The organism is Streptomyces sp. NPDC093065, from assembly GCF_044754585.1.
In the GTDB taxonomy this organism is placed as follows: domain Bacteria; phylum Actinomycetota; class Actinomycetes; order Streptomycetales; family Streptomycetaceae; genus Streptomyces.
In genome coordinates this window covers 20,585-39,972 of the sequence record NZ_JBIVPJ010000015.1, presented here as the reverse complement: position 1 = coordinate 39,972, position 19,388 = coordinate 20,585, and the positions used below count along the sequence as shown (strand labels likewise).

The following is a 19,388-nucleotide window of genomic DNA, read 5'->3' as shown; positions in this document are numbered from 1 at the left end:
GCCCAGGCAGTGCGCGACGACCTCGTCCACGTCGGGGACGAGGTGTACGCGGTCTCCGGCAGCAACACCAACTGGGTGATCGTCAAGGACGGCGCCAGCTGCACCCTGATCGACACCGGCTACCCCGGCGACCACGACGCCCTGCTCGCCTCGCTGGACGCCGTCGGGCTCGCCCCGGAGTCCGTGGCCGCGATCCTGGTCACCCACGCCCACAACGACCACATCGGCTCGGCCGAACGCCTGCGGGTCACGCACGGTACGCCGGTGCTCATGCACGAGGAGGAGGTAGCGCACGCACGCCGCGACTTCCTCGACCAGGTGTCCGTCGGGCAGGTTCTCGCCCGGGCATGGCGACCGGGTGTACTCCCCTGGGCCGTGCACGCCCTGCGCGCGGGCGGCACCAGGCCCGTCCCCGTTCACGGTCCGCGCCCCTTTCCCGCGCCGGGGGCGCTCGACCTGCCCGGCGCACCGGTGCCCGTGCACACGCCGGGTCACACCTGGAGGCACTGCGCGTACCACCTGCCGGGCAGCGGCATCCTGGTCGGCGGCGACGCCCTGGTCACGGGGCATCCCACCTCGCGTGTCACCGGTCCGCAGTTGCTGCCCGGCATGTTCCACACCGACCGCGCCTGTGCGCTCGACGCCCTGACCGTCGTCGAGGGCGTGGACGCGGACGTCCTCGTACCCGGTCACGGGCCGGTACACCGCGGGGCGGTGAAGGCGGCGGCCGCCGCGGCACGCGAGCGCGCCGTCCGGTAGGGTCCGCGCTCCCCCGGCCCTGCCGCGTCCGCGTGCGCCTGAATCCACATGTGACCCGTGAAAGGTGCGTGTGGGCGGTTCGGCGACACCGATTCCCGGGCATGTCCCCTAGGGAGGTCCGTTCGTGTGTACGAGTCGGTCGCGGGCCCCGGGCGGTCGGGCAGGGTGTTGCCTCCCATACGCACAGGTGTACCGACGATTCCGGCACGTAGACATGCGCGACCGGTCGTCTGCCGTCGTTCGCACGCGTCGGCACATCCGCTACGGCGTGGGTACCATGCGCAGCATCATCCAATACGAGGGAGTGAACGGTTGTGACCAGCCAATCAGCCGCCACGCTCCGGTCGCGGTACGTCGAACAGGCCGCGTCGGACCTGGAGGAAAACCGTCGTCTGCAACAGGAACTGGCCGAGAAGATCACGATGTTGAAGCAGGAGGAGGCCCTCCTGTCGGACATCATGAACCTCGCCGAGCGGTACGAAGGTTCCCTGGACCCGTCCCGTCTGCCCGAGCAGGCGCAGGGCGAGCCCGCGCTCACACAGACGGGGCGAGGTGCCGCGGGCACTTCCTCCTCCGGCAGGGCGGCGTCCCGGCGTTCCGCGCCGGCCAAGGAGGCACCGGGCAAGAGCGCCGGGAAGGGAGCCGCGAAGGGGAAGTCGCGGCAGCCTCTGCTCGGAGACCTGCTGATGGACCTGCTGCGGACCTACAACGAGCCCCGTCTCGCCAAGGAACTGCGCGACGAGCTGATGGAGAAGCACCCGAACCGGACGCCGACGCCACAGGTGGTGCGCAACACCCTTGAGTCCCTTGTCGCCAAGGGCCGGATCCGGCGCCACAAGCAGCAGCGGTCGGTGATGTACTCCCCCGTCGGCGACTCCGGGGGCGAGTCCGCCGGCGCGGGGGCCGACGAGAGCTGAGGTTTCACACCGTCCCCCGGTGCCACACACGGTCGTCACGACGCGGAAGAGCGGGGTTCGGCTTCTTTACCGGACGGTCCGGGAGAGAAGCCGACCGCGGTGTCTCTTCGACTCGGCCCGGACCGGACCGAAGAGACACGTGTGACATGACAACGCTGTCAAACATATCTTACTGCGAGGCCTACTCCGAGCCCCCTCCCCCGGCGATCCTGTGCACGAGGAGGGCCGCGTCCCGGGCACGTGACGTGGATCACGCGCCGGATTTCGAACTCTGGGCCCCCCTTCCCAACGTCGTCTCGGTGTCAGACAGACCCGCACAGATGGGGAGACCCCCATGGGCACCACGACACGTTTCACCGACGCGCCGCCGTCGAGCACCGGTCCCCTCCCCCAGGGCACACACTCCTTCGAAGTGGGGGGAATCCCCCAGCGCTACCACGTCCACGGCACCGGCCCGGTGTGCCTGGCGCACTCGGGAGGCCCCGGCATCTTCTGGGACTACCTCCGTATGCCCGCACTCGAACAACACCTGACCATGGTCTACGTCGAACCGATAGGCACCGGTGAGTCGGGCCGTCTCCCCTCGCATCCGCACGGCTACACACGAGAGCGGTACAGCCGTTTCCTGGAGCAGGTGATCAACCGGCTCGGCGTGCCCAAGGTACATCTGCTGGGGCATTCGCACGGCGCCTTCGTCGCGGCCCACCACGCGCTGAACCGCCCCGAACGGCTGGCCGGTGTCATCCTCTACGAGGGGGCGCCCGTCACCGGCGCGGAGCACGGCGCCGAGGCGGGGCGCAGGGTGGAGGAGTTCGCAGCACGGCATGCCGGTCGCCCCGGTCTGTCCGAGGTGCTCGCCGCGTTCGGCGCGATGTCCTCGATCTGCGACGACGAGTCGACCGTGGCGGTCGCCCGGGGCGTGCTGCCGTCGTACTTCGCCGACTACTGGGGCCAGGAGGAACGGCTGGGCCCGGTCCGGGACGCGATGCGGGCCACGTACATCTCGGGGCTGGACGAGCACCTCTCCCCCGACACCGTCGACGACCGGGCCGCGCTCGGGGAACTGGCCGTGCCGGCGCTGGTGGTCGTGGGCCGCCACGACGTGATCTGCGGTCCGCGCTGGGGCGAGGAGCTGCACCGGCTGATTCCCGGCTCGCGGCTTCTGGTACTGGAGAACAGCGGGCACCTGGGGCACATCGAAGAGCCCGAGACGTTCGCCGACGGGGTCCGCGACTTCGTCCGTGAGACCGTCGGGCGGCGGGCCGGGGCCGCCTGAGGCCGAGAGGGTCCGCTTCTCCCGGTGGGGTCAGGGCGCCGACGTGGCTATGGCGACCGAACCGCTCTGCGAACGTGGGGTCTTGGCCCCCGGCTTCCTGGGGGCGATGGTGCGCGGGTCGACCGCCTCGCCGGGAGCACCCTCGCGGTAGAGACCGTCGGGGAGGCTGTCCCGGTCGTGCGGCAGGAGGAAGAACACTCTGCGTTTGTAGAGGCCGCTGTCGGGGTCCGGGGAGGCGTCCTCGTCCAGCAGGGCGTACCCCACCATGCGGCCGTCCCGGGCATAGGGCGGCTTGGTGTTGCGCCGCTTGGTCTTGTCCAGCGCCTGTCGGACGTAGTCGAGACCCGAGGGGTTCTCCAGCCACACCACCTCTTTCTCGTGGATGAGGTCGCTCTCGGTCAACAGCGAGCTCATGGCTGCAGCCCCTCCTTCGTCGGCGTGCTCCCCGCACAGGGGGACGTGGCCGGGCATGTGTCCGTGTCGCTCCGGCTCGCCCACCGGCCAGTGGCGAGCCGCCCTGCGGGGGCCGCCGCGTGCGGGGCCCGGCAGCCATCGTAGAGCGCACGGCGACAGCGGTGTAGGGCGCGTGCCGCGGACGACCGATCCGCGCCGACTGTCATGAACACTCCAACAGGGCAATGCCGGGATAGTACTTCCGGCCGTTCGACTTGATCATGTCCGCCGGAGAGGCCACCCCCACCTCCTGGCGCACCCGGTTGGCGAACGCGCGCGGGGTCGCTGGCCGGATCCCCTCGCCCGCGTGGCACCAGGAGCTGTACTCCGTGTACAGCAGGCCCTGTTCCACCCGCAGGTCCCTCCCCGGGTCTCCGTCCCTGGTGCAGCATTCGGCCAGGAAGCGCCCGATGTGGTCCTCGGTGGTGGCGTAGGCGGTCGTGGCGATCCGGACCCGGTCGGGGCCCTCCAGCGGGTCCCTGGTGTCGAGGTAGCGCTGTGCTCCCTCGATGAGCCACTGCAGGATGCCCGGCCCCTCGTCGCGGACGAGTTCGAAGGCGAGGTTGTCGATCCGGCGCGCGGCCGGGACGGTCCGGGTGAAGGGCAGCAGACGGATGCGGCGCCAGAACGCGTAGCCGCCGGTGGACACTTCGGGCCGGTGATTGCCCAGCAGCCAGAGGTGGTGGGTGGGGGTGAACGAGAAGTAGTCCTGCCGCATGCGGCGGGCCTTGATCTTGTCGCCGCCGGTCAGGAGGCGGACACGGGCCTCGTCGAACTTGTCGTTCGGCTTCAGCTCACTGCACACCACCAGGCGGCGGCCGTGCAGTTCGGTCAGCTCCGTGGAGTGTTCGGAGAAGGCGCCGCGATCCATGAGGAAGCCCGGCGGGGCCGCGTCGGCGTAGTCGCCGAGGATCTGGATCATGACGTCGAGCAGGACGGACTTGCCGTTCTTGCCCTCGCCGTGGAGGAACGGCAGGACCTGGGCGCCGACGTCACCGGTGATGGAGTAGCCGAGCAGCAGGTGCAGGAAGTCGATCATCTCCCTGCCCTCCTCGTCGTCCCCGAAGGTGTCGGCGAGGAAGCGGTGCCAGCCGGGGGTCCCCATGGCCTGGGGCGCGACGCTGGTGGCCCGCGAGTGGAAGTCGCGGGTGGGCTCGGCCTTGCGCAGCTGCCCGTTGTGGAGGTCGACGATTCCCGCGGGGGTGCACAGTGCGTACGGGTCCCCGTCCAGCCGGTCCGGGTCCACGGAGAGGTCGGGCGAGGCCTTCGCCTGGGTGAGCAGGGCCTTCATGCCGGTGGTGGACAGGGTCCGCCGTTTGTGGTGCGCGATCTCGCGGTTGCTGAAGATCCCGCGCGGGTCGGTGTCGGCCATGTCCTCGGCCATCTCCCCCGCGGCCCACAGCGCGGCCTTCTCTCCCCCGGCCCGTTTCCAGCGGTGACCCTCCCACGCGAACCAGCCAAGGCCCTCCACATGCCGGAACTGGTCACGGTGGAGCTGCACGAACAGGCGGGCGTTCCCCCTGTCCGACAGGGACGGCGGCAGGAGGGTCCTGTCGTGGCCGCCGGGCCCGGACTCCGTACGAGACCCCTGGGAGACGGGCTGTGCGGCTGTCTGCGCGGGCAGCACGACCGGCGCGGACTGCTGCTGGTGCTCCGGCGGCTGGAAGGCGAGCATCTGTTGAGCGGCAGCCTGCGGGTCGAAACGCGGCGAGCCTTCGGCGCTGCTGCTCATGGACGTCCTTTGAGGTGGAGAGGGCGGGCAGACCCTACGGCAAGGGCGTCGTCGACGATCTTTTCATTCCGAGGCTGCTGCCAGGGCCGCGCGTAGCAGGCAACACGGACGAGTCGATCACGAATGGCGGCATGCTCGAGGTGCCCGGCTCCGACCAGTCCTCCGGCGGTGTACGCCGCTCGGTTGAGTTTCTCGGAGAAGCCGGTGCCCTCGGGGGCCATCGCGCATCCGGCGACCTCGGTGATGAGGGGGTCCAGTATCTGGTCGGCCCAGACCGGGGCCGGGCGGCCTGCCGGGGCGGGGCGGAGCCGGGGGCGCTGTGGTGGCGCCGGGGCGGGCGCCGGTGACTGGGGCCGGACGACATGACCAGTGCGGACGAGTTCGTCACGGAGCCAGTCGGGCAGGGCTGCCGGAGTCCTCGCCCGCCCCTCGGCCCGGTAGACACCCTGAGCGGTGCGGGTGCCGGGGGCCACGATGTAGCCCCCGTCGGCGCGTACGTCGACCTGCCAGGCGAGGGCGGTATTACGGCCTGAACCGGTGGAGCAGCGCAGGCGTGTGGACGGGTCGGGGTTCCGGTACCAGACGTGCAGACCGCCGGAAGGGGTGCGCACCCGGAGCGTCGTGTCGTCCCGCGACGGATCGGGCCGGCCCCGGTAGGCGGCGAGCAGCGCCAACGTGTCGAAGCCGGAGGCCAGTCCGTCCAGCGTCACCCGGTCCGGAATCGGAATCCCCGGCAGCAGACGTGACCTGTCTGCCAACGGCACGGGGTGGGCGTCCACGTCGATGACGACGAGGCCCGCCGGACCACAGGCGACACCTACTCCCCCGGAGGGCTGGTCGGTCCACCACCGGTCGACGAGGACGAGATTGGTGGTCGCCGAGTGGAAGCCGTGACAGGGCCGTCCTGCGGGCAGGCAGGGGCAGGAGGCCGGTTCGTGCCTGTGGGCGCGGCAGGACGGGCAGTTGCCCGCGGGCGTCTTGCGTCCCGGAGCGAGCGGGTGGACGGGCCATCCCTGTGCCGCACACCACCGCGCGACGGCATGCGGTGACGCCGACCCGACTCTGGCTGCACTGTCGCGGTTCTCACCTTCGCGCGGCACGGGGTTCGTCCTCGTCACGTCTGCTTGCTCGATCACTCCACCGGTCCCCGACGTGTGACAAACCATCCGTCAGGGACCGAAGGGACTCTAATGCGGAAGAGTGTAGGCCGCATGGTCCGGAAAACGGGCTCTCCGGCTCGCGTGCCGTTTCTATCAAGCGCTCTGGTCCCTTGGGCCCCTGACCCTCTTCTCGGCCCCTCACACCCTAGGGGCCCAAGGGACCGGCGAACACAATGTGTCTGGCATCGGGACCGGCGGGTCCGGGCAGGGGCTCCAGGGACCGGAACGGGCGAGGGACCAAAGCCCAGGGGCTGGAAGAGACTGGGACCCTGTTCAGTCCCTCTGCTGTTTTCGCAGGTCAGAGGGCATTCACTGGCCCAATCAGGGACTGTAGGGACTGAACGCGCCCATTATGAGCTGTACAGGAGATGTTGTTGTATGCGCACGCGCGTACGAATACATATCTCTTGTCTACGTCATAATTGCGCTTTTCAGTCCCTACAGTCCCTGTTTTGTCGGTCATAAGCCCGCTGACCTGCGAAAACAACAGGGACTGAGAGTCAGGGACCGAAAGGGTCCGAGACCCTTCAGTCCCCGTGCAGGGACCCTGGCCCCCGCCCGGGACAACAGGCCCCGACATCCCGTGAACCTTTCCGGTCCCTCTGCTCGTCATGGAGGTGTGGGACCGGCCCCGGCATGCAGCACGACCGCGTGTCGGCGCAGGCCTCCCCTATTACGGCGTAATAGGTCCCGGAGCCTCAGGACGCCGGTGGTACGGAGGTCCGGAGGTGGAGCGGTGGAGTGGTGGAGTACATGCCCGCCGATGAGAAGTTGTCCGGTGACCAGTGAGCACACCTGTGCCGGATCATCAGCAGAGCCCCCTCCCCGCCCGGTCGAGAGGCAGTCGAGCCGCTGGGCTATTACGCCGTAATAGCCCAGCCCGCCGCCCGCCCAACGAGGTGCTGTCGCGGTGTGCCCCCGGCGGAGCTATTACGCCGTAATAGGGGTAGCGGAAGCTGACGGTCCAACAACTCGCACAAACTAACGTGTCGGTGCGGCTGATGATCTAGCACGTTAGTAAGGTAGCGCCATGACTACGCCAGCTGCCTCGAGCGACCGGGTCAAGGTCGTCTCCAAGCTGCCGGGATGGCTCCGGCAGAACCTCAAGGTCAGAACAGCCCAACTCGGCATCGACATCCAGACCGCGGTGGAACAGGGCATCACGGCCTGGTGCGGGCTCGCTTCGGCGACCGCCTCGATCGACACGGCGGGAGCCGAGTCCTTCTCGACGTTCCTGCCTCCCGGACAGTGGGAGGTGTTCCGTGGCGTCACGGAGGACCGCCAGATCTCCCTCATCCAGGGACTCGCCCAGTCCGTCCAGCTCTGGCTCGACACCAATCCCGTGCCCGATGTGCAGCGCCCCGACATCACCCGTCGCGTCGTCGTCTGCAACCAGAAGGGCGGAGTGGGCAAGACCGCCATCACCGCCGGGGTGGGCGAAGCGCTGTCGGAGGACTCCAACACCCTGTATCCCGTACGGGTCGCCAAGGCTCTGGCGGCCGCACTCCGTGCCGGAGAGTCCACGGCCGACGGCCGTGAGACCAGCGCGGATCCGCTGGACGTCGAAAAGCTCCCCGGACTCGGACTCCGTGTCCTCCTGGTCGACTTCGACCCCCAGTCCCACCTCACCCATCAACTGGGGGCCTCGCCCCTGTCGATGAACGGCGACAGTCTCACCAACCACATGGCCGGGGATCCCAAGGGTGAGCTGAAGGATCTCATCGTCTCGATCGACGACGCGCACTTCGGAGGACGGCTTCACCTGCTGCCCTCGTGCCACGACGCGTTCCTCCTGGACGTCCGGCTGTCCGCCGTCCGTGCTCGGGAGGCCGCCCTGGAGCGGGCGTTGAAGCCGCTCGAGGCCTATTACGACGTAATTCTCGTCGACTGCCCGCCCAGCCTCGGCCTCAGCATGGACGCCGCCGCCTACTACGGGCGCCGCCGCGACGGCGAGCGGCCGGGCCAGTCCGGGGCGCTCATCGTCGTCCAGGCCGAGGACAGTTCGGCCGACGCCTACGACCTGCTGACGAACCAGATCGAGGACCTCCGCAACGACCTCGGGATCGACATCGACTACCTGGGCGTCGTGGTCAATCTCTACGACGGACGACGGGGATACATCGCCACCTCGTCGCTGCAGGGCTGGATCGACATAAAGGATCCTCGAGTCGTCGGTCTCATCAGTGACCTCAAGGAACAGAAGGAGGCTGTACGGATGAAGCAACCCCTGCTGAGCTACGCACCCGCCTCGCAGCAGTCCGTCGGCATGCGCGCGCTGGCCCGGGAGATCTCATGAGCAAGGCCGACCAGCTGGGTGCCGGGCGCTTCGGAGGGAGTGCCCGACCGGTCAGCGCCCGCCGTGCGGCGATCGGCGCCGCCACCGGCGTCCCGACCGAGGGTATGGCGCCGCCGACCCGACTGCCCGTCACCCGCATCAGTCCCAACCCCGACAACCCGCGCACCACGCTCGGTGATCTGACCGAACTCGCCGGCAGTCTCAAGGAGCACGGCCAGAAGCAGGCGATCACGGTCATGAACCGGGACACCTACATCAAGGCCAACCCGGAACGCGAGAAGGACCTGGACCCCGACGCGACGCATGTCGTGGTGGACGGCAGCAGCCGGCTGGCCGCGGCCCGCGAAGCCGGGCTCACCCATCTCAGCGTCATGGTCGACGACGAGCAGGGCGGGGACGGCGAGGCCATCCTCGAATCCGCGCTCGTGGCCAACATCCACCGCCAGGACCTCGATCCGCTGGACGAGGCCCGTGCCCTTCAGCGCTTGCTCGTCCTGCACGGTTCGCAGGTCAAGCTCGCCAAGCGGCTGCGGAAGTCGCAGGGTTGGGTGTCCCAGCGCCTGGCTCTGCTGAATCTGACCCCCGAACTTCAGGCCGTAGTGGGGGAGGAGCCCGTCGAGCTGCTGCGGGCGGTGGCCAAGGAGCCGCAGGAGAGGCAGGAATCGGCCCTGGCGGAGCTCAAGGCCGCCCGTGCGCGCAAGGAAGCGGAGCGTCGTGCGCCTGAAGGGGGCCACGCCCGGGTCGAGGAACCGGTGCCCGCCCCCGTCTCCCAGGCGGCCCCGTCGGAGCCGGAAGCCGTCGAGGCACCGCAGACCGCCGTCCCGGACCCGGGCCACTCCGAAGCCGTCCGACCGCGCGAAACGGCGGGCGCGGTGGTTGCTCCGCCGCCTCGGGTGGAGAGCGAGCCCCGCCCGCAGGTCCCGCAGGTTCCGCAGGTTCCGGAAGGCTCGGTTTCCGAGAAGTCCGCCGAGATGTCCGCCGAGCGGGGGGAAACGGTCCCGGAGCCTCGGTCGGACCGTGCGCCCGCCCCCGATCGCGAGCAGCCCGAGGCCGACGCGGCGCCGCCCAGGCGACTTCCCTATGACGACGGCCACTTCATCGCGATGCACCTCATCCGCAAGATGAGCGACACCGAGTTCGACAGGATGCTGGGACTCCTGAACAAGCATCAGAAGGAGCGCCAGGAGTCCCGGATCAGCTCTCGATGAGCGCCTCGGCACGTGGGGGAGTGGTAGGGATCATATCGCCCGAAACGGCTGAATACTCAGAAAGGGACCATTTATTCGAACAGTTCGATTCTTCGCTGAGAGCGATTTTCCCGGGAACCGGTTTTCGGGCTTCGAGTGTTCTTCCGTGGAAATCCGGTCCGGGGGAGGGGGTTCGTGAGGTCCCGTGCGCGGCGGGCGGGACCTCTACGCCGCGGTGGTGGAGCAGAGGTCGTCCCCGGCGCGGAACAGTCGCCGGTGCATTCTGCGCTCCTGCGGCGTGAACCCGCCCCAGATCCCGTGGGTGGCGAAGGTGGGATGGTCGAGCGCCCAGCTGCGGCAGGCCTGCAGGCTCGGGCAGGATGCGCAGAGCGCCTTGGCCTCGACCACGTCGGCCGCCTTCTGGTAGTCGTCGGGGAAGAAGACGTCCTGTCCTGTGCAGGGCTCGCTCCCCGTCATCCGGAAGAGAGAGGGGAAGTTCGTGTTCATGGCTGTTCCCTTTGTACCGGAGGAGGATCGCACACGTATCTTATGACGCCTTCTGTTGAGCGGTCATATGTATGAAACACATGTGTCAGGCGTTCCATTCGGGTGCGGACCCCTCGCCTGTGTTGTTGCTCACTGATCACGACGACCGTGAACTCCATTGGAACCAGGCTCGGTTGTGCAGGCACGGGGAGCTGCGCGCCGCATCCGAAAGGTCTGGTATGGAACACAACGAACTCGCCGACAAGGTGGCCCGCCTTCTCGACGCACCGGGGATCCTGGGCATCGTCAGTGCCGGAGACCCGGTACTGAGGCAGAGGACCGACCCCTATGAGGGACAGCTCGACGCCGACTTGCTGCACCGCCTTGTCGCCCGGATGCGCGAGACGATGGAGAAGACCGACTCGGCGGTCGGACTGGCGGCTCCCCAGGTCGGGATCCCGCTGCGTCTCGCGGTCATGGCGACTCCCGAGCAGCTCTCCGAACGGCTGACCAGGAGCGGGCAGCAACCCCTGCCCTTCACCGTGCTGATCAACCCCTCCTGCAAGGCCGTGGGGCGCCGGCGCGTGGCGGCCTACGAAGGGTGCCTGAGCGTGCCGCCCTGGCAGGCCGTGGTCGCCCGCGCCGACCGCGTCACCCTCACCCGCGAGGACGAGCACGGACGGCGGACCAAGGAGGAGCACGCCGGTTTCGCCGCCCGGATCGTGCAGCACGAGTCCGACCATCTGGACGGAACGCTCTACCTCGACCGCGCCGAACTGCGTTCGCTGTCCACACAGGAGCAGGTGGTGAAGCGGTGGGGTCCCGCCGGGGTGGCGGCTGCGGCCGAGGAGCTCGGCTTCGCCCTGCCGTAGCGCCGTATCGAGCGGGTCCCGTCTGCTCCGGGCACCCGGAGGCTCGGGTGGGCCTCCTGCGGCTCGGCCCGCGCCGGGCCGCGTCCGCCGCAGGAGGCCCCTGCGTCACGATCGGTCAGTGGTGCCGGACATGACGCGGGGAGAGGGCCCGCTGGACCGCCCCGGCCATGGCCCGCTCGCCCGCCGCGTTGGGGTGTACGGGGGCCGCCGGCGTCTGTGGGGCGAACGTCTCGATCCACCGCTCGGGGAGCGGCCGGCAGAGGTCGTGCCCGACGGTCGGGGAGTAGGTGTTCACATACTCGGCCCCACCGCGCCGTGCCTGCCCGGCCAGCATCGCGTTGAGTTCCTTCTCCTTGTCCCGGAGGTAGGAGAAGTCGTCCGCCGCCAGCGGTACCTCGGCACTCGTGCAGCCCACCCCGTCCTCCGGGAAGAGGTCGGGGTATCCGACCACCACGACGCGGGCGTGCGGTGAGCGGTGGTGGATACCACGGAGCACCTGCGCGATCTTCGGCGCGGTCCGGGTGATCGAGTCCGTGATCAGGTCCGCGCCCGCACCCGCGTAGTGGGCCTTGCAGGGCGCTCCCGCAGGTGCGGAGGGGGTGAGCTGCGCGCAGGTCCCCAGGACGGTCGAGAAGCCGATGTCGTTGCCGCCGATGGTGACGGTGACCAGGTCGGTGCCCCGGTCGAGGGCGTCGAACTGGGCGGGCACGGTGCCCTGGGCGGTGGTCATGTCCGCGGTGGTGGCTCCGGCACAGCTGACGTCCGTCAGCGCCGACCTCGTCCGCCTCGCGACCAGCGAGGCGTAGTTGTGGTCGGAACGCCGGCAGGTCGCGTCCACCTGGGTCGGCACCAGCGGGGCGGAGGCGTACGAGTCGCCGAGAGCGACGTAGTCGACCCGGTGCCTGGTCTCCGGGGCCGTACTCGCCGCCGCCGGACCGGCCGTCGCGAGGGCCGTGCCGGCACAGAGCAGGGCGGCCACCGCCGTGAGGACACGCCCCGTACGGGAGGTGGGAAGCAGTCTTCTCAAGTTCTGTCCTTTCGGAACTCCGTGGGGAGGGGCTTCCCCGGACCACGGTGAACTGCCGTGGACCGCCGTGCGGTTGAGGACGCCCACTAGTCACACGTATCCGAGCGGCCGAAGGTGCCGAAGGCACCGGTAACGAATTGGCACCTGTCGTCGGGGGCCCGGGAGTCGAATGGCTTAGGGCTACGGGCCCGGCCTGGTGCACGGACCGTCATGTGACGGATGTCGGGACACCTCGCCGCGCGAGAAGGTGGGCGGCACCGAGCCCGCCCGCGGGTGTGTCCTCCTGCGGGCACACCCCCGCGCGTCACCGTCTTGACAGGTGATGTTTCTCGTGACAGATTCATCACCAGTCAAGGCGGTGACGAGAGCGGGAGCCTCGGTTTCGCCTGGTTCTTGAGCGTGTGTGATGAAGGGAATGGTCATGGCCGGTTTCATGGGTGTGCGTCGGGGTCGTGTGATGGTGGGCGTGGTGTCGTCCGTGGCGGTCGCGGGCGCGGTGGGGGCGGTCGCGCTGGCCGGGCCGGCGAGTGCCCAGCAGGACGCGGGCGCGGGCGGCCAGGACCGCTGGGTCAAGCCGACGGTCGTGCTGGAGCACGGCGCGTTCGCGGACTCCTCGAGCTGGAACGGAGTGGTCAAGGAACTGCGGGCCGCAGGCTACCCGGTGGTGGCCGCGGCCAACCCGCTGCGCGGCCCGGCCTACGACGCCGCCGCCCTGCGCAGCGTCCTGGACCACGTCAAGGGCCCCAAGATCGTGGTCGGCCACTCCTACGGCGGCAACGTCATCAGCCAGGCCGCCACCGGCGACCGGGACGTCAAGGCCCTCGTCTACGTCGCCGCGTTCCTACCCGCCCCCGGCGAGAGCGCCCTGGAGCTGACCAACAAGTTCCCGGGCTCCACCCTCCCCGACGCCCTCGACCCCGCCCCCTACACCCTCCCCGACGGCACCACCGGAACCGACCTCTACATCCAGCAGGACAAGTTCCGCCACCAGTTCGCGGCCGACGTCCCCCGCAACGAAGCCGCCCTCGCCGCCGCGGGCCAGCGCCCCATCGCCCAGGCCGCGCTCGAGGAGAAGGCCACCACCGCCGCCTGGAAGACCATCCCCGCCTGGGACGTCATCACCACCCAGGACCTCAACATCCCTCCGGCCGTCCAGCGCTTCATGGCCCACCGCGCCCACGCCCACACCACCGAGGTCGCGGCCAGCCACTCCGTCGCCGTTTCCCACCCCCGCACCGTGGCCCACGTCATCGAGCAGGCCGCACGTGCCACCACCCACCGCTGACACACCCACACCCACACCGGCGAGCCCCGAGAAGTGAGAGACCCTGCCATGGACATGAAGCTTGAAGTCATCGTCGTACCCGTGTCCGACGTCGATCGTGCGAAGGCCTTCTACACGCAGACACTGGGCTTCCGGCTCGACGCCGATTTCCCGGTCCAGGAGGGCTACCGGGTCGTCCAGGTCACGCCGCCCGGCTCCGAGTGCTCGATCATCTTCGGTGATGGCCTCACCGACGCGCAGGCGGGCACACAGCAGGGCCTGCACCTGATCGTCACCGACATCGTGAAGGCCCAGGAGGAACTGACCGGCCGCGGCGTCGAGGTGTCAGGTCCGTTCCAGGACGTGACCGGCATCTTCCACCACGCGGGCGACTCCGACCGGGTCCCGGGGACCCACCCGGAGCGGGCGAGCTACGGCTCCTTCGCCTCGTTCTCGGACCCCGACGGCAACGGCTGGTTCCTCCAGGAAGTCTCCGAGCGCGCCCCCGGCCGCTGACCACCGCACTCCCGGGGGCGGCGGCACCGCGTCCCCGGGAGGTCTCTCGCTCCCACCGCCCCGCCGGGGCACATCCACCGGAGGATCCATGACGACCGAGAACATCCGCACCTACGACGTCGTGGTCATCGGCGCCGGCCCGGTCGGGGAGAACGTCGCCGACCGCACCACCGTCGCAGGTCTGAGTACCGTCGTCGTGGAGAGCGAACTCGTCGGCGGCGAGTGCTCGTACTGGGCCTGCGAGCCCAGCAAGGCGCTGCTGCGGCCCGCGCTGCTGCGCTCCGACGCCTCACACGTCCCGGGCCTCGACCCGGCCGTCGCCGGGCCGCTGGACCCCGCCGCCGTACTGGCGCACCGGGACCGCATGTCCGGCGACTGGAACGACGAGGGCCAGGTCGAATGGCTCGAGTCCGCCGGGGTCGCGCTGCTGCGCGGGCACGGGCGGCTGGCCGGGCCCCGCGAGGTGCTCGTGCACACGCCCGAGGGCGACACCGTGCGGCTGCGGGCCCGGCATGCCGTCGCCGTGTGCACCGGCAGCCGCGCGGCCCTCCCGGACCTGCCCCGGGTGGACGGCCTGCGGCCCTGGACCAGCCGGGAGGCGACCAGCGCCCAGGAGGTGCCGGGGCGGCTGATCGTCGTCGGTGCCGGGGTCGTGGGCACCGAGATGGCCACCGCCTGGCAGGCGCTGGGCAGCCGGGTGACGATGCTCGTGCGCGAGGAGGGCCTGCTGCCCCAGCTCGAGCCCTTCGCCGGAGAGCTGGTCGCCGAGCGCCTGCGGGAAGCCGGGGTCGACCTCAGGTTCGGCACGACGCTGTCCACCGCGAAGCGCCTGGGCGGCCAGGACGACGAACTCGTGGTCACCCTCTCCTCGGGGGAGGAGATCACCGCCGACGAGATCCTGTTCGCCACCGGCCGGGCGCCCCGCACCGAGGACATCAGCCTGGAGACGGTGGGCCTGACGCCGGGGGACTGGCTCGCCGTGGACGACACCCTGACCGTCACGGCCGTGCAGGGGGAGTGGCTGTACGCGGTCGGGGACGTCAACCGTCGTGCGCTCTTCACCCATCAGGGCAAGTACCAGGCCCGCATCGCCGGAGCGGTGATCGCAGCCAGGGCCGGGGGCTCGGCACCCGACACCGCTCCCTGGGGGCCGCACGCCGCCACGGCCGACGCCGGCGCCGTTCCCCTGGTCGTCGTCACCGACCCGGAGATCGCGGCGGTGGGCCTGACCACCCTGCAGGCCGAGCGCACCGGTCGCCGCGTCGACGTGGTCGACTACGAGATCGGCCACCTCGCGGGCGCCGTCCAGTACCGCCCGGACTACCGCGGCAGGGCCCGCATCCTGATCGACCCCGACCGCCGTACCGTCGTCGGAGCGACCTTCGTGGGGCCGGGCGTCGCCGAGCTCGTGCACTCGGCCACCGTCGCCGCGGAGATCCCCCTGGAACGGCTGTGGCACGTGGTACCGGCGTTCCCCACCCTCGGCGAGGTGTGGCTGCGCCTGCTGGAGACGTACCGCGACCGGCAGGCCCAGTAGCCGGCCGACGGGCCGACCGGGGGCCTACGGGGCTACGGCCTCCGGTCGCTTCAGTCGCTCGGGTCGCTTCGGTCGCTGCCCGTCCGTGGCACAGCGACTGAAGGATCAGCTACTCAAAGACTCTTCGGTCGCTCCAGTTCTGCCCAGAAAACCGCAGGTCAAGTCACATGTGTTGAGTCAACAGCGACTAAAGCGACTGAAGGTCCGGGTATATGAAGACATTCGTGTGTGCGTGTGTGCGTCATATATAGAGACCTTCAGTCGCTTCAGTCGCTGATCGGGGTGTCGAGTAGCTTCTGACCTGCGTATTTCTTCCACGCCTCCGGGCAGCGACCGAAGCGTTCAGTCGCTGGCCCTTTTCCTTCGGTCGCTGAGCGCCTCCCGCTGATCGCATCATCGACACGGGGGCACGGCCCTTTCGCATGTGCTCCACGACCTCACCGGCCACGTTCGCTAGTCTGTGTCCATCGTTGAGTCGCTTCGGTCGCTGGTAAGGGGTGTACATGCCTTCTGAGCTGCGCTTCTCCCGCAGCGACTCACGTCTGCCCGCCCCTCAGGCACCCGTTGCCGGACAGTCGCCGGACACCGCCCGCTGGTGCGCCCGCCGCGGCTGGCCCGTGCACCCCCTGGCCGTGCGGCGCAAGACACCGGTCGCGAACTGCGGCCACTGCCGCACCGACCGGCACGCCCCCGCCGCCTGCCCCTGCCTGGCGGACGGCGGCTGGTGCCACGGCTTCCACGCCGCCACGCTCGACCAGGAACGGATCCGGCAGTGGTGGGGGCGTCGTCCGGAACTGGGCGTCGGGGTCTCCTGCGGCCCGGCCGGCCTGGTCGTCGTCGACATCGACGCGCACCCCGCGCAGCCGCCCGCCAGGGACCGGATCCTGCCGGGCATCCCCATCTCCGACGACGTCGACCTCACCGGCCTCGCCAACGGCTTCCACACCATCGCCGTGCTTGCCGCCCTGCGCGGCCGGCAGAGCCCCGCCGAGGACGCGACCACACTGCGCGTGCGCACCCCCTCCGGCGGGCTCCACGTCTGGTACCGGGCCGCGGACCACCGCCGCTGGCAGTCCTCCGTCGGCACCGGCACCGGCCGCGCTCTGGCCTGGCAGGTCGACATCCGGGCCCACGGCAGTTACATCGTGGCGCCCGGCAACACCACCGACGCCGGCACGTACACCCCCGTCGGCGACACCCTCGAACCGGCCCCGCTGCCGGTCTGGCTCGCCCAGGAACTCGAACGCACCGGACACCTGCCCGCCACCGGCGTCCCCGCCCCCCGCCCGGTGCCGCCCCGCGCCCAGCAGGCCGTACTCGGAGCGGGCGGCGGCCGCAGCCGCGTACGCCGCGTCCTGGCCGCCGTACTGGCTCCCGTGGAGGCCTGCGGGCAGGTCCCGGAGGGCGCGGGCTTCTCCGACGCCCTCAACCGCGCCGCCTACACCCTCGGAGGACTCATCGCCGCCGGACGCCTGCCCCGGGAAGAGGCGGAGAGCGCCCTCCGGGACACCGCAGCAGCCGCCCGCCCCGGCCAGGAGCACCGCATCGGGCACATCATCGCCGCCGGCCTCGGCGCGGGCCTCGAACGGCCCCTGCACCCCACCGGGAGGCGCCCGTGACTTCGCCCGGCCGGGAGACCCTCTTCGAGTTCGACCCCGAAGCCGTCGCCGCGGAGATCCGCGCCCGGACGGCCGCCGTACCGGTGCCCGCCCAGGCCGAGCCGGAACGGACCCCGGCCGGTGACGTCACGGCGCACGGACTGCTGCCCGACACGCTCTCCGACCGCGGCAACGCCAAGCTCTTCGTCAAGCTGTACGCCGACGACTACCGCCATGTCCCCGGCATCGGCTGGTACCGCTGGGACACCACCCGCTGGCAGATCGACGAGGACGACACCGTCCTGTGGGCGGCGGGGGACCTGGCCGAGAACATCGCCACCCACGACCCCCGCGGCGCCTTCACCACCACCGCCCTCCAGCAGCACCGCCGTCGCGCCCTGTCCACCACCGGCATCAACGCGATGCTCACCCAGGCGAAATCCGCCCCCGGCATGGTCCTCAACGCCGCCCGCCTCGACGCCGACCCCTACGCCCTGTGCACCCCCGACGGCATCGTCGACCTGCGCACCGGTCTGATCAAGAACCCGGACCCGAACAAGGACTTCCACTCCCGTTCCACCACCCTGGGTCCCCAGCCCATGCCCACCCCGCGCTGGCAGCGCTTCCTGACCGACACCTTCGGTGACGACACCGAGGGCGTGGAGATGGTCGCCTACCTGCAACTGCTGCTGGGCTACTCCGTCACCGGCGACGTCGGCGGCCAGGTGCTGCCCTTCCTCTTCGGATCCGGCAAGAACGGCAAGTCCGTGCTCCTGGACGTGCTGATGAAGCTCCTCGGCGACTACGCCGACGCCGCCCCGCCCGGATTCCTCATGGCCCGGCCCTACGAGGGCCACCCGACCGACCTCGCCGAACTCCACGGCCGACGTGTCATCGTCTGCTCGGAGGTCAAGCCCGGCGACAAGTTCGACGAGGCCCGGGTCAAACTGCTGACCGGCGGCGACCGGATCAAGGCCCGCCGCATGCGCCAGGACTTCTTCAGCTTCGAACCCACCCACAAGCTCTGGCTGCTCGGCAACCACCGGCCCGAGGTCGGCACCGGCGGCTACGCCTTCTGGCGCCGCATGCGCCTGATCCCCTTCGAGCGCGTCGTCCCCGACCACCGGAAGATCGACAACCTGGCGGACATCCTCGTCACCGAGGAGGGCCCCGGCATCCTCGGCTGGCTCATCGACGGCGCGCGGCGCTACCTCGCGGGTGCCCGCGACCTCACCGGTCCCGAACGGGTGCGCATCGCCACCACCGCCTACGCCGAGACCGAGGACCACACCGGACGCTTCTACGACGAATGCTGCCGCCACGCCCCGGAGCTGCGGGTGGAACAGACGGCGCTCTACGCGGCGTACCGGACCTGGTGCCAGAATGAAGGGGCCCCGGCCATGTCGTCCCGAGCGTTCGCCGCCCGTACCCGCGAACTCGTGGGCCTGGCCTCGCCCAAGGAGATGATCCTGTCCAACCAGCGCAAGCACTATCCGGGCATCGGACTGCTCACCGACGAGGAGAGGGACGCCGGCTGATGAGCTCCCTGATCACCGAGGACGAGATCAGCCACGAGACCGAACTGGTGTGGCTGGAGGACATCGGGTCGCTGGACTACGTACGCCAGAGCCTGGACCGGCTGCCCACCCGCAAGGGCCGCCCCGCCTACCACCGCGACGGCCGCATGGTCGGCTACGCGCTGCTCGGCCCCACCGCCAAGGCCTCCCGCGCCTCCGGCACCTTCCGTCGCCGCGTCTTCTGGCTGCTGCCCCACGACCGCGACAGCCAGCCCGCGGGCCTGTACGCCAAGAGCGCCCCTGCCGAGGCCGTCGACCCGCGCACCCTGGAGCCGAGGGTCAAGGGCTACAAGACCGAACGCTCCGAAGGCGGTCCCCCCTCCAGCGCCATGCGGCAACTGGGGATAACGCTGCCGCTGTGACGCAGGCCGGAGCTTTTCCGCCACCGTCCCAGCATTCGTCGAAATCTGGACATCTTTTACCCACAGTGATTGCATGGCCCTACCGAGCCTCGTGTGGGCATGGCCGAGTCGGCGGACAAAGACCGGGCCGCTCTTGCATCGTGGCGTTGGAGGCAGCCCGATGAACGACCTTGACCCGAGAACCTTCCACGACTCGATGGAGTTGATCGGCCGGGACAGGGACCTGAAGTTCGTCCGGTCCTTCTTCAACGACTCCGCGGTCCAGGGAGGCGCCCTGCTGCTGTCGGGCGAGGCCGGAGTGGGCAAGTCCGTACTGCTGGACGCGGTGGCCGCGGCCGCGGCGAACGACGGGGTCAGGGTCCTGCGCGG

At 70.1% G+C, this 19,388-nt stretch carries 17 protein-coding genes and 1 pseudogene; 13 read left to right on the top strand and 5 right to left on the bottom strand.

The features are described from left to right. Positions 1-9: 9 nt before the first annotated feature. The 3 genes from ACIQFU_RS24645 to ACIQFU_RS24635 all read left to right on the top strand — a co-directional run bounded on the left by ACIQFU_RS24645 (position 10) and on the right by ACIQFU_RS24635 (position 2,952). On the top strand, positions 10-759 hold the full coding sequence (locus ACIQFU_RS24645) for an MBL fold metallo-hydrolase (protein WP_402554331.1): 750 nt from the start codon (positions 10-12) through the stop codon (positions 757-759). 314 nt (positions 760-1,073) lie between these two features. Beyond that, positions 1,074-1,676: a hypothetical protein gene (locus tag ACIQFU_RS24640; RefSeq protein WP_402554330.1), complete on the top strand. Its 603-nt coding sequence runs from the start codon at positions 1,074-1,076 to the stop codon at positions 1,674-1,676. A gap of 334 nt (positions 1,677-2,010) precedes the next feature. Further along, complete coding sequence (locus ACIQFU_RS24635; protein ID WP_402554329.1) at positions 2,011-2,952, top strand: alpha/beta fold hydrolase; 942 nt, start codon at positions 2,011-2,013, stop codon at positions 2,950-2,952. 30 nt (positions 2,953-2,982) lie between these two features. Here ACIQFU_RS24635 and ACIQFU_RS24630 read toward each other — a convergent pair whose 3' ends face one another. From ACIQFU_RS24630 to ACIQFU_RS24620, 3 genes are all read right to left on the bottom strand, one after another. Further along, positions 2,983-3,366 carry a DUF6009 family protein gene (locus ACIQFU_RS24630; protein ID WP_402554328.1) on the bottom strand — a complete coding sequence of 128 codons (384 nt, stop codon included), beginning with the start codon at positions 3,364-3,366 and terminating at the stop codon, positions 2,983-2,985. A gap of 202 nt (positions 3,367-3,568) precedes the next feature. Further along, positions 3,569-5,137: a phage/plasmid primase, P4 family gene (locus tag ACIQFU_RS24625; protein WP_402554327.1), complete on the bottom strand. Its 1,569-nt coding sequence runs from the start codon at positions 5,135-5,137 to the stop codon at positions 3,569-3,571. Further along, on the bottom strand, positions 5,134-6,303 hold the full coding sequence (locus ACIQFU_RS24620; RefSeq protein ID WP_402554326.1) for a bifunctional DNA primase/polymerase: 1,170 nt from the start codon (positions 6,301-6,303) through the stop codon (positions 5,134-5,136). Before ACIQFU_RS24620 ends, ACIQFU_RS24625 begins: the two co-directional genes overlap by 4 nt. A 1,024-nt stretch (positions 6,304-7,327) precedes the next feature. Between ACIQFU_RS24620 and ACIQFU_RS24615 the strand changes: the two genes are divergently transcribed. Both ACIQFU_RS24615 and ACIQFU_RS24610 read left to right on the top strand, forming a co-directional pair. Then, a complete protein-coding gene (locus ACIQFU_RS24615; RefSeq protein WP_402554325.1) occupies positions 7,328-8,593 on the top strand; it encodes a ParA family protein in 1,266 nt (421 codons plus the stop codon). Further along, positions 8,590-9,801, top strand: a complete 1,212-nt coding sequence (locus tag ACIQFU_RS24610; protein ID WP_402554324.1) for a ParB/RepB/Spo0J family partition protein — start codon at positions 8,590-8,592, stop codon at positions 9,799-9,801. Before ACIQFU_RS24615 ends, ACIQFU_RS24610 begins: the two co-directional genes overlap by 4 nt. 204 nt (positions 9,802-10,005) lie before the next feature. Here ACIQFU_RS24610 and ACIQFU_RS24605 read toward each other — a convergent pair whose 3' ends face one another. After that, positions 10,006-10,287: a WhiB family transcriptional regulator gene (locus ACIQFU_RS24605; RefSeq protein WP_402554323.1), complete on the bottom strand. Its 282-nt coding sequence runs from the start codon at positions 10,285-10,287 to the stop codon at positions 10,006-10,008. A 218-nt stretch (positions 10,288-10,505) separates the two neighbouring features. On the opposite strand from ACIQFU_RS24605, the gene ACIQFU_RS24600 reads away from it, so the two are divergent. Continuing rightward, complete coding sequence (locus ACIQFU_RS24600; protein ID WP_402554322.1) at positions 10,506-11,138, top strand: peptide deformylase; 633 nt, start codon at positions 10,506-10,508, stop codon at positions 11,136-11,138. A 115-nt stretch (positions 11,139-11,253) separates the two neighbouring features. Here the strand turns inward: ACIQFU_RS24600 and ACIQFU_RS24595 are convergent, their stop codons facing one another. Beyond that, entirely contained in the window at positions 11,254-12,165 is a 912-nt protein-coding gene (locus ACIQFU_RS24595) for an SGNH/GDSL hydrolase family protein (RefSeq protein WP_402554321.1), read from the bottom strand. A gap of 421 nt (positions 12,166-12,586) precedes the next feature. On the opposite strand from ACIQFU_RS24595, the gene ACIQFU_RS24590 reads away from it, so the two are divergent. From ACIQFU_RS24590 to ACIQFU_RS24560, 7 genes and pseudogenes are all read left to right on the top strand, one after another. Then, positions 12,587-13,450 (top strand): alpha/beta fold hydrolase, encoded by an 864-nt coding sequence (locus ACIQFU_RS24590; protein ID WP_402554320.1) that lies wholly within the window; start codon positions 12,587-12,589, stop codon positions 13,448-13,450. A 48-nt stretch (positions 13,451-13,498) separates the two neighbouring features. Beyond that, complete coding sequence (locus ACIQFU_RS24585; protein WP_402554319.1) at positions 13,499-13,945, top strand: VOC family protein; 447 nt, start codon at positions 13,499-13,501, stop codon at positions 13,943-13,945. A gap of 88 nt (positions 13,946-14,033) precedes the next feature. Then, positions 14,034-15,482 (top strand): dihydrolipoyl dehydrogenase family protein, encoded by a 1,449-nt coding sequence (locus ACIQFU_RS24580; protein ID WP_402554318.1) that lies wholly within the window; start codon positions 14,034-14,036, stop codon positions 15,480-15,482. Between the two features lie 503 nt (positions 15,483-15,985). Then, on the top strand, positions 15,986-17,101 hold the full coding sequence (locus tag ACIQFU_RS24575; RefSeq protein WP_402554317.1) for a bifunctional DNA primase/polymerase: 1,116 nt from the start codon (positions 15,986-15,988) through the stop codon (positions 17,099-17,101). Continuing rightward, positions 17,098-18,618, top strand: a complete 1,521-nt coding sequence (locus tag ACIQFU_RS24570; protein WP_402554316.1) for a phage/plasmid primase, P4 family — start codon at positions 17,098-17,100, stop codon at positions 18,616-18,618. Before ACIQFU_RS24575 ends, ACIQFU_RS24570 begins: the two co-directional genes overlap by 4 nt. Then, complete coding sequence (locus ACIQFU_RS24565; RefSeq protein ID WP_402554315.1) at positions 18,618-19,019, top strand: DUF6009 family protein; 402 nt, start codon at positions 18,618-18,620, stop codon at positions 19,017-19,019. The genes ACIQFU_RS24570 and ACIQFU_RS24565 overlap by 1 nt, the downstream gene beginning before the upstream one ends. A gap of 73 nt (positions 19,020-19,092) precedes the next feature. Continuing rightward, positions 19,093-19,356 (top strand): annotated as a pseudogene (locus ACIQFU_RS24560) (ATP-binding protein); the annotation flags it as partial. Between the last annotated feature and the right edge of the window lie 32 nt (positions 19,357-19,388).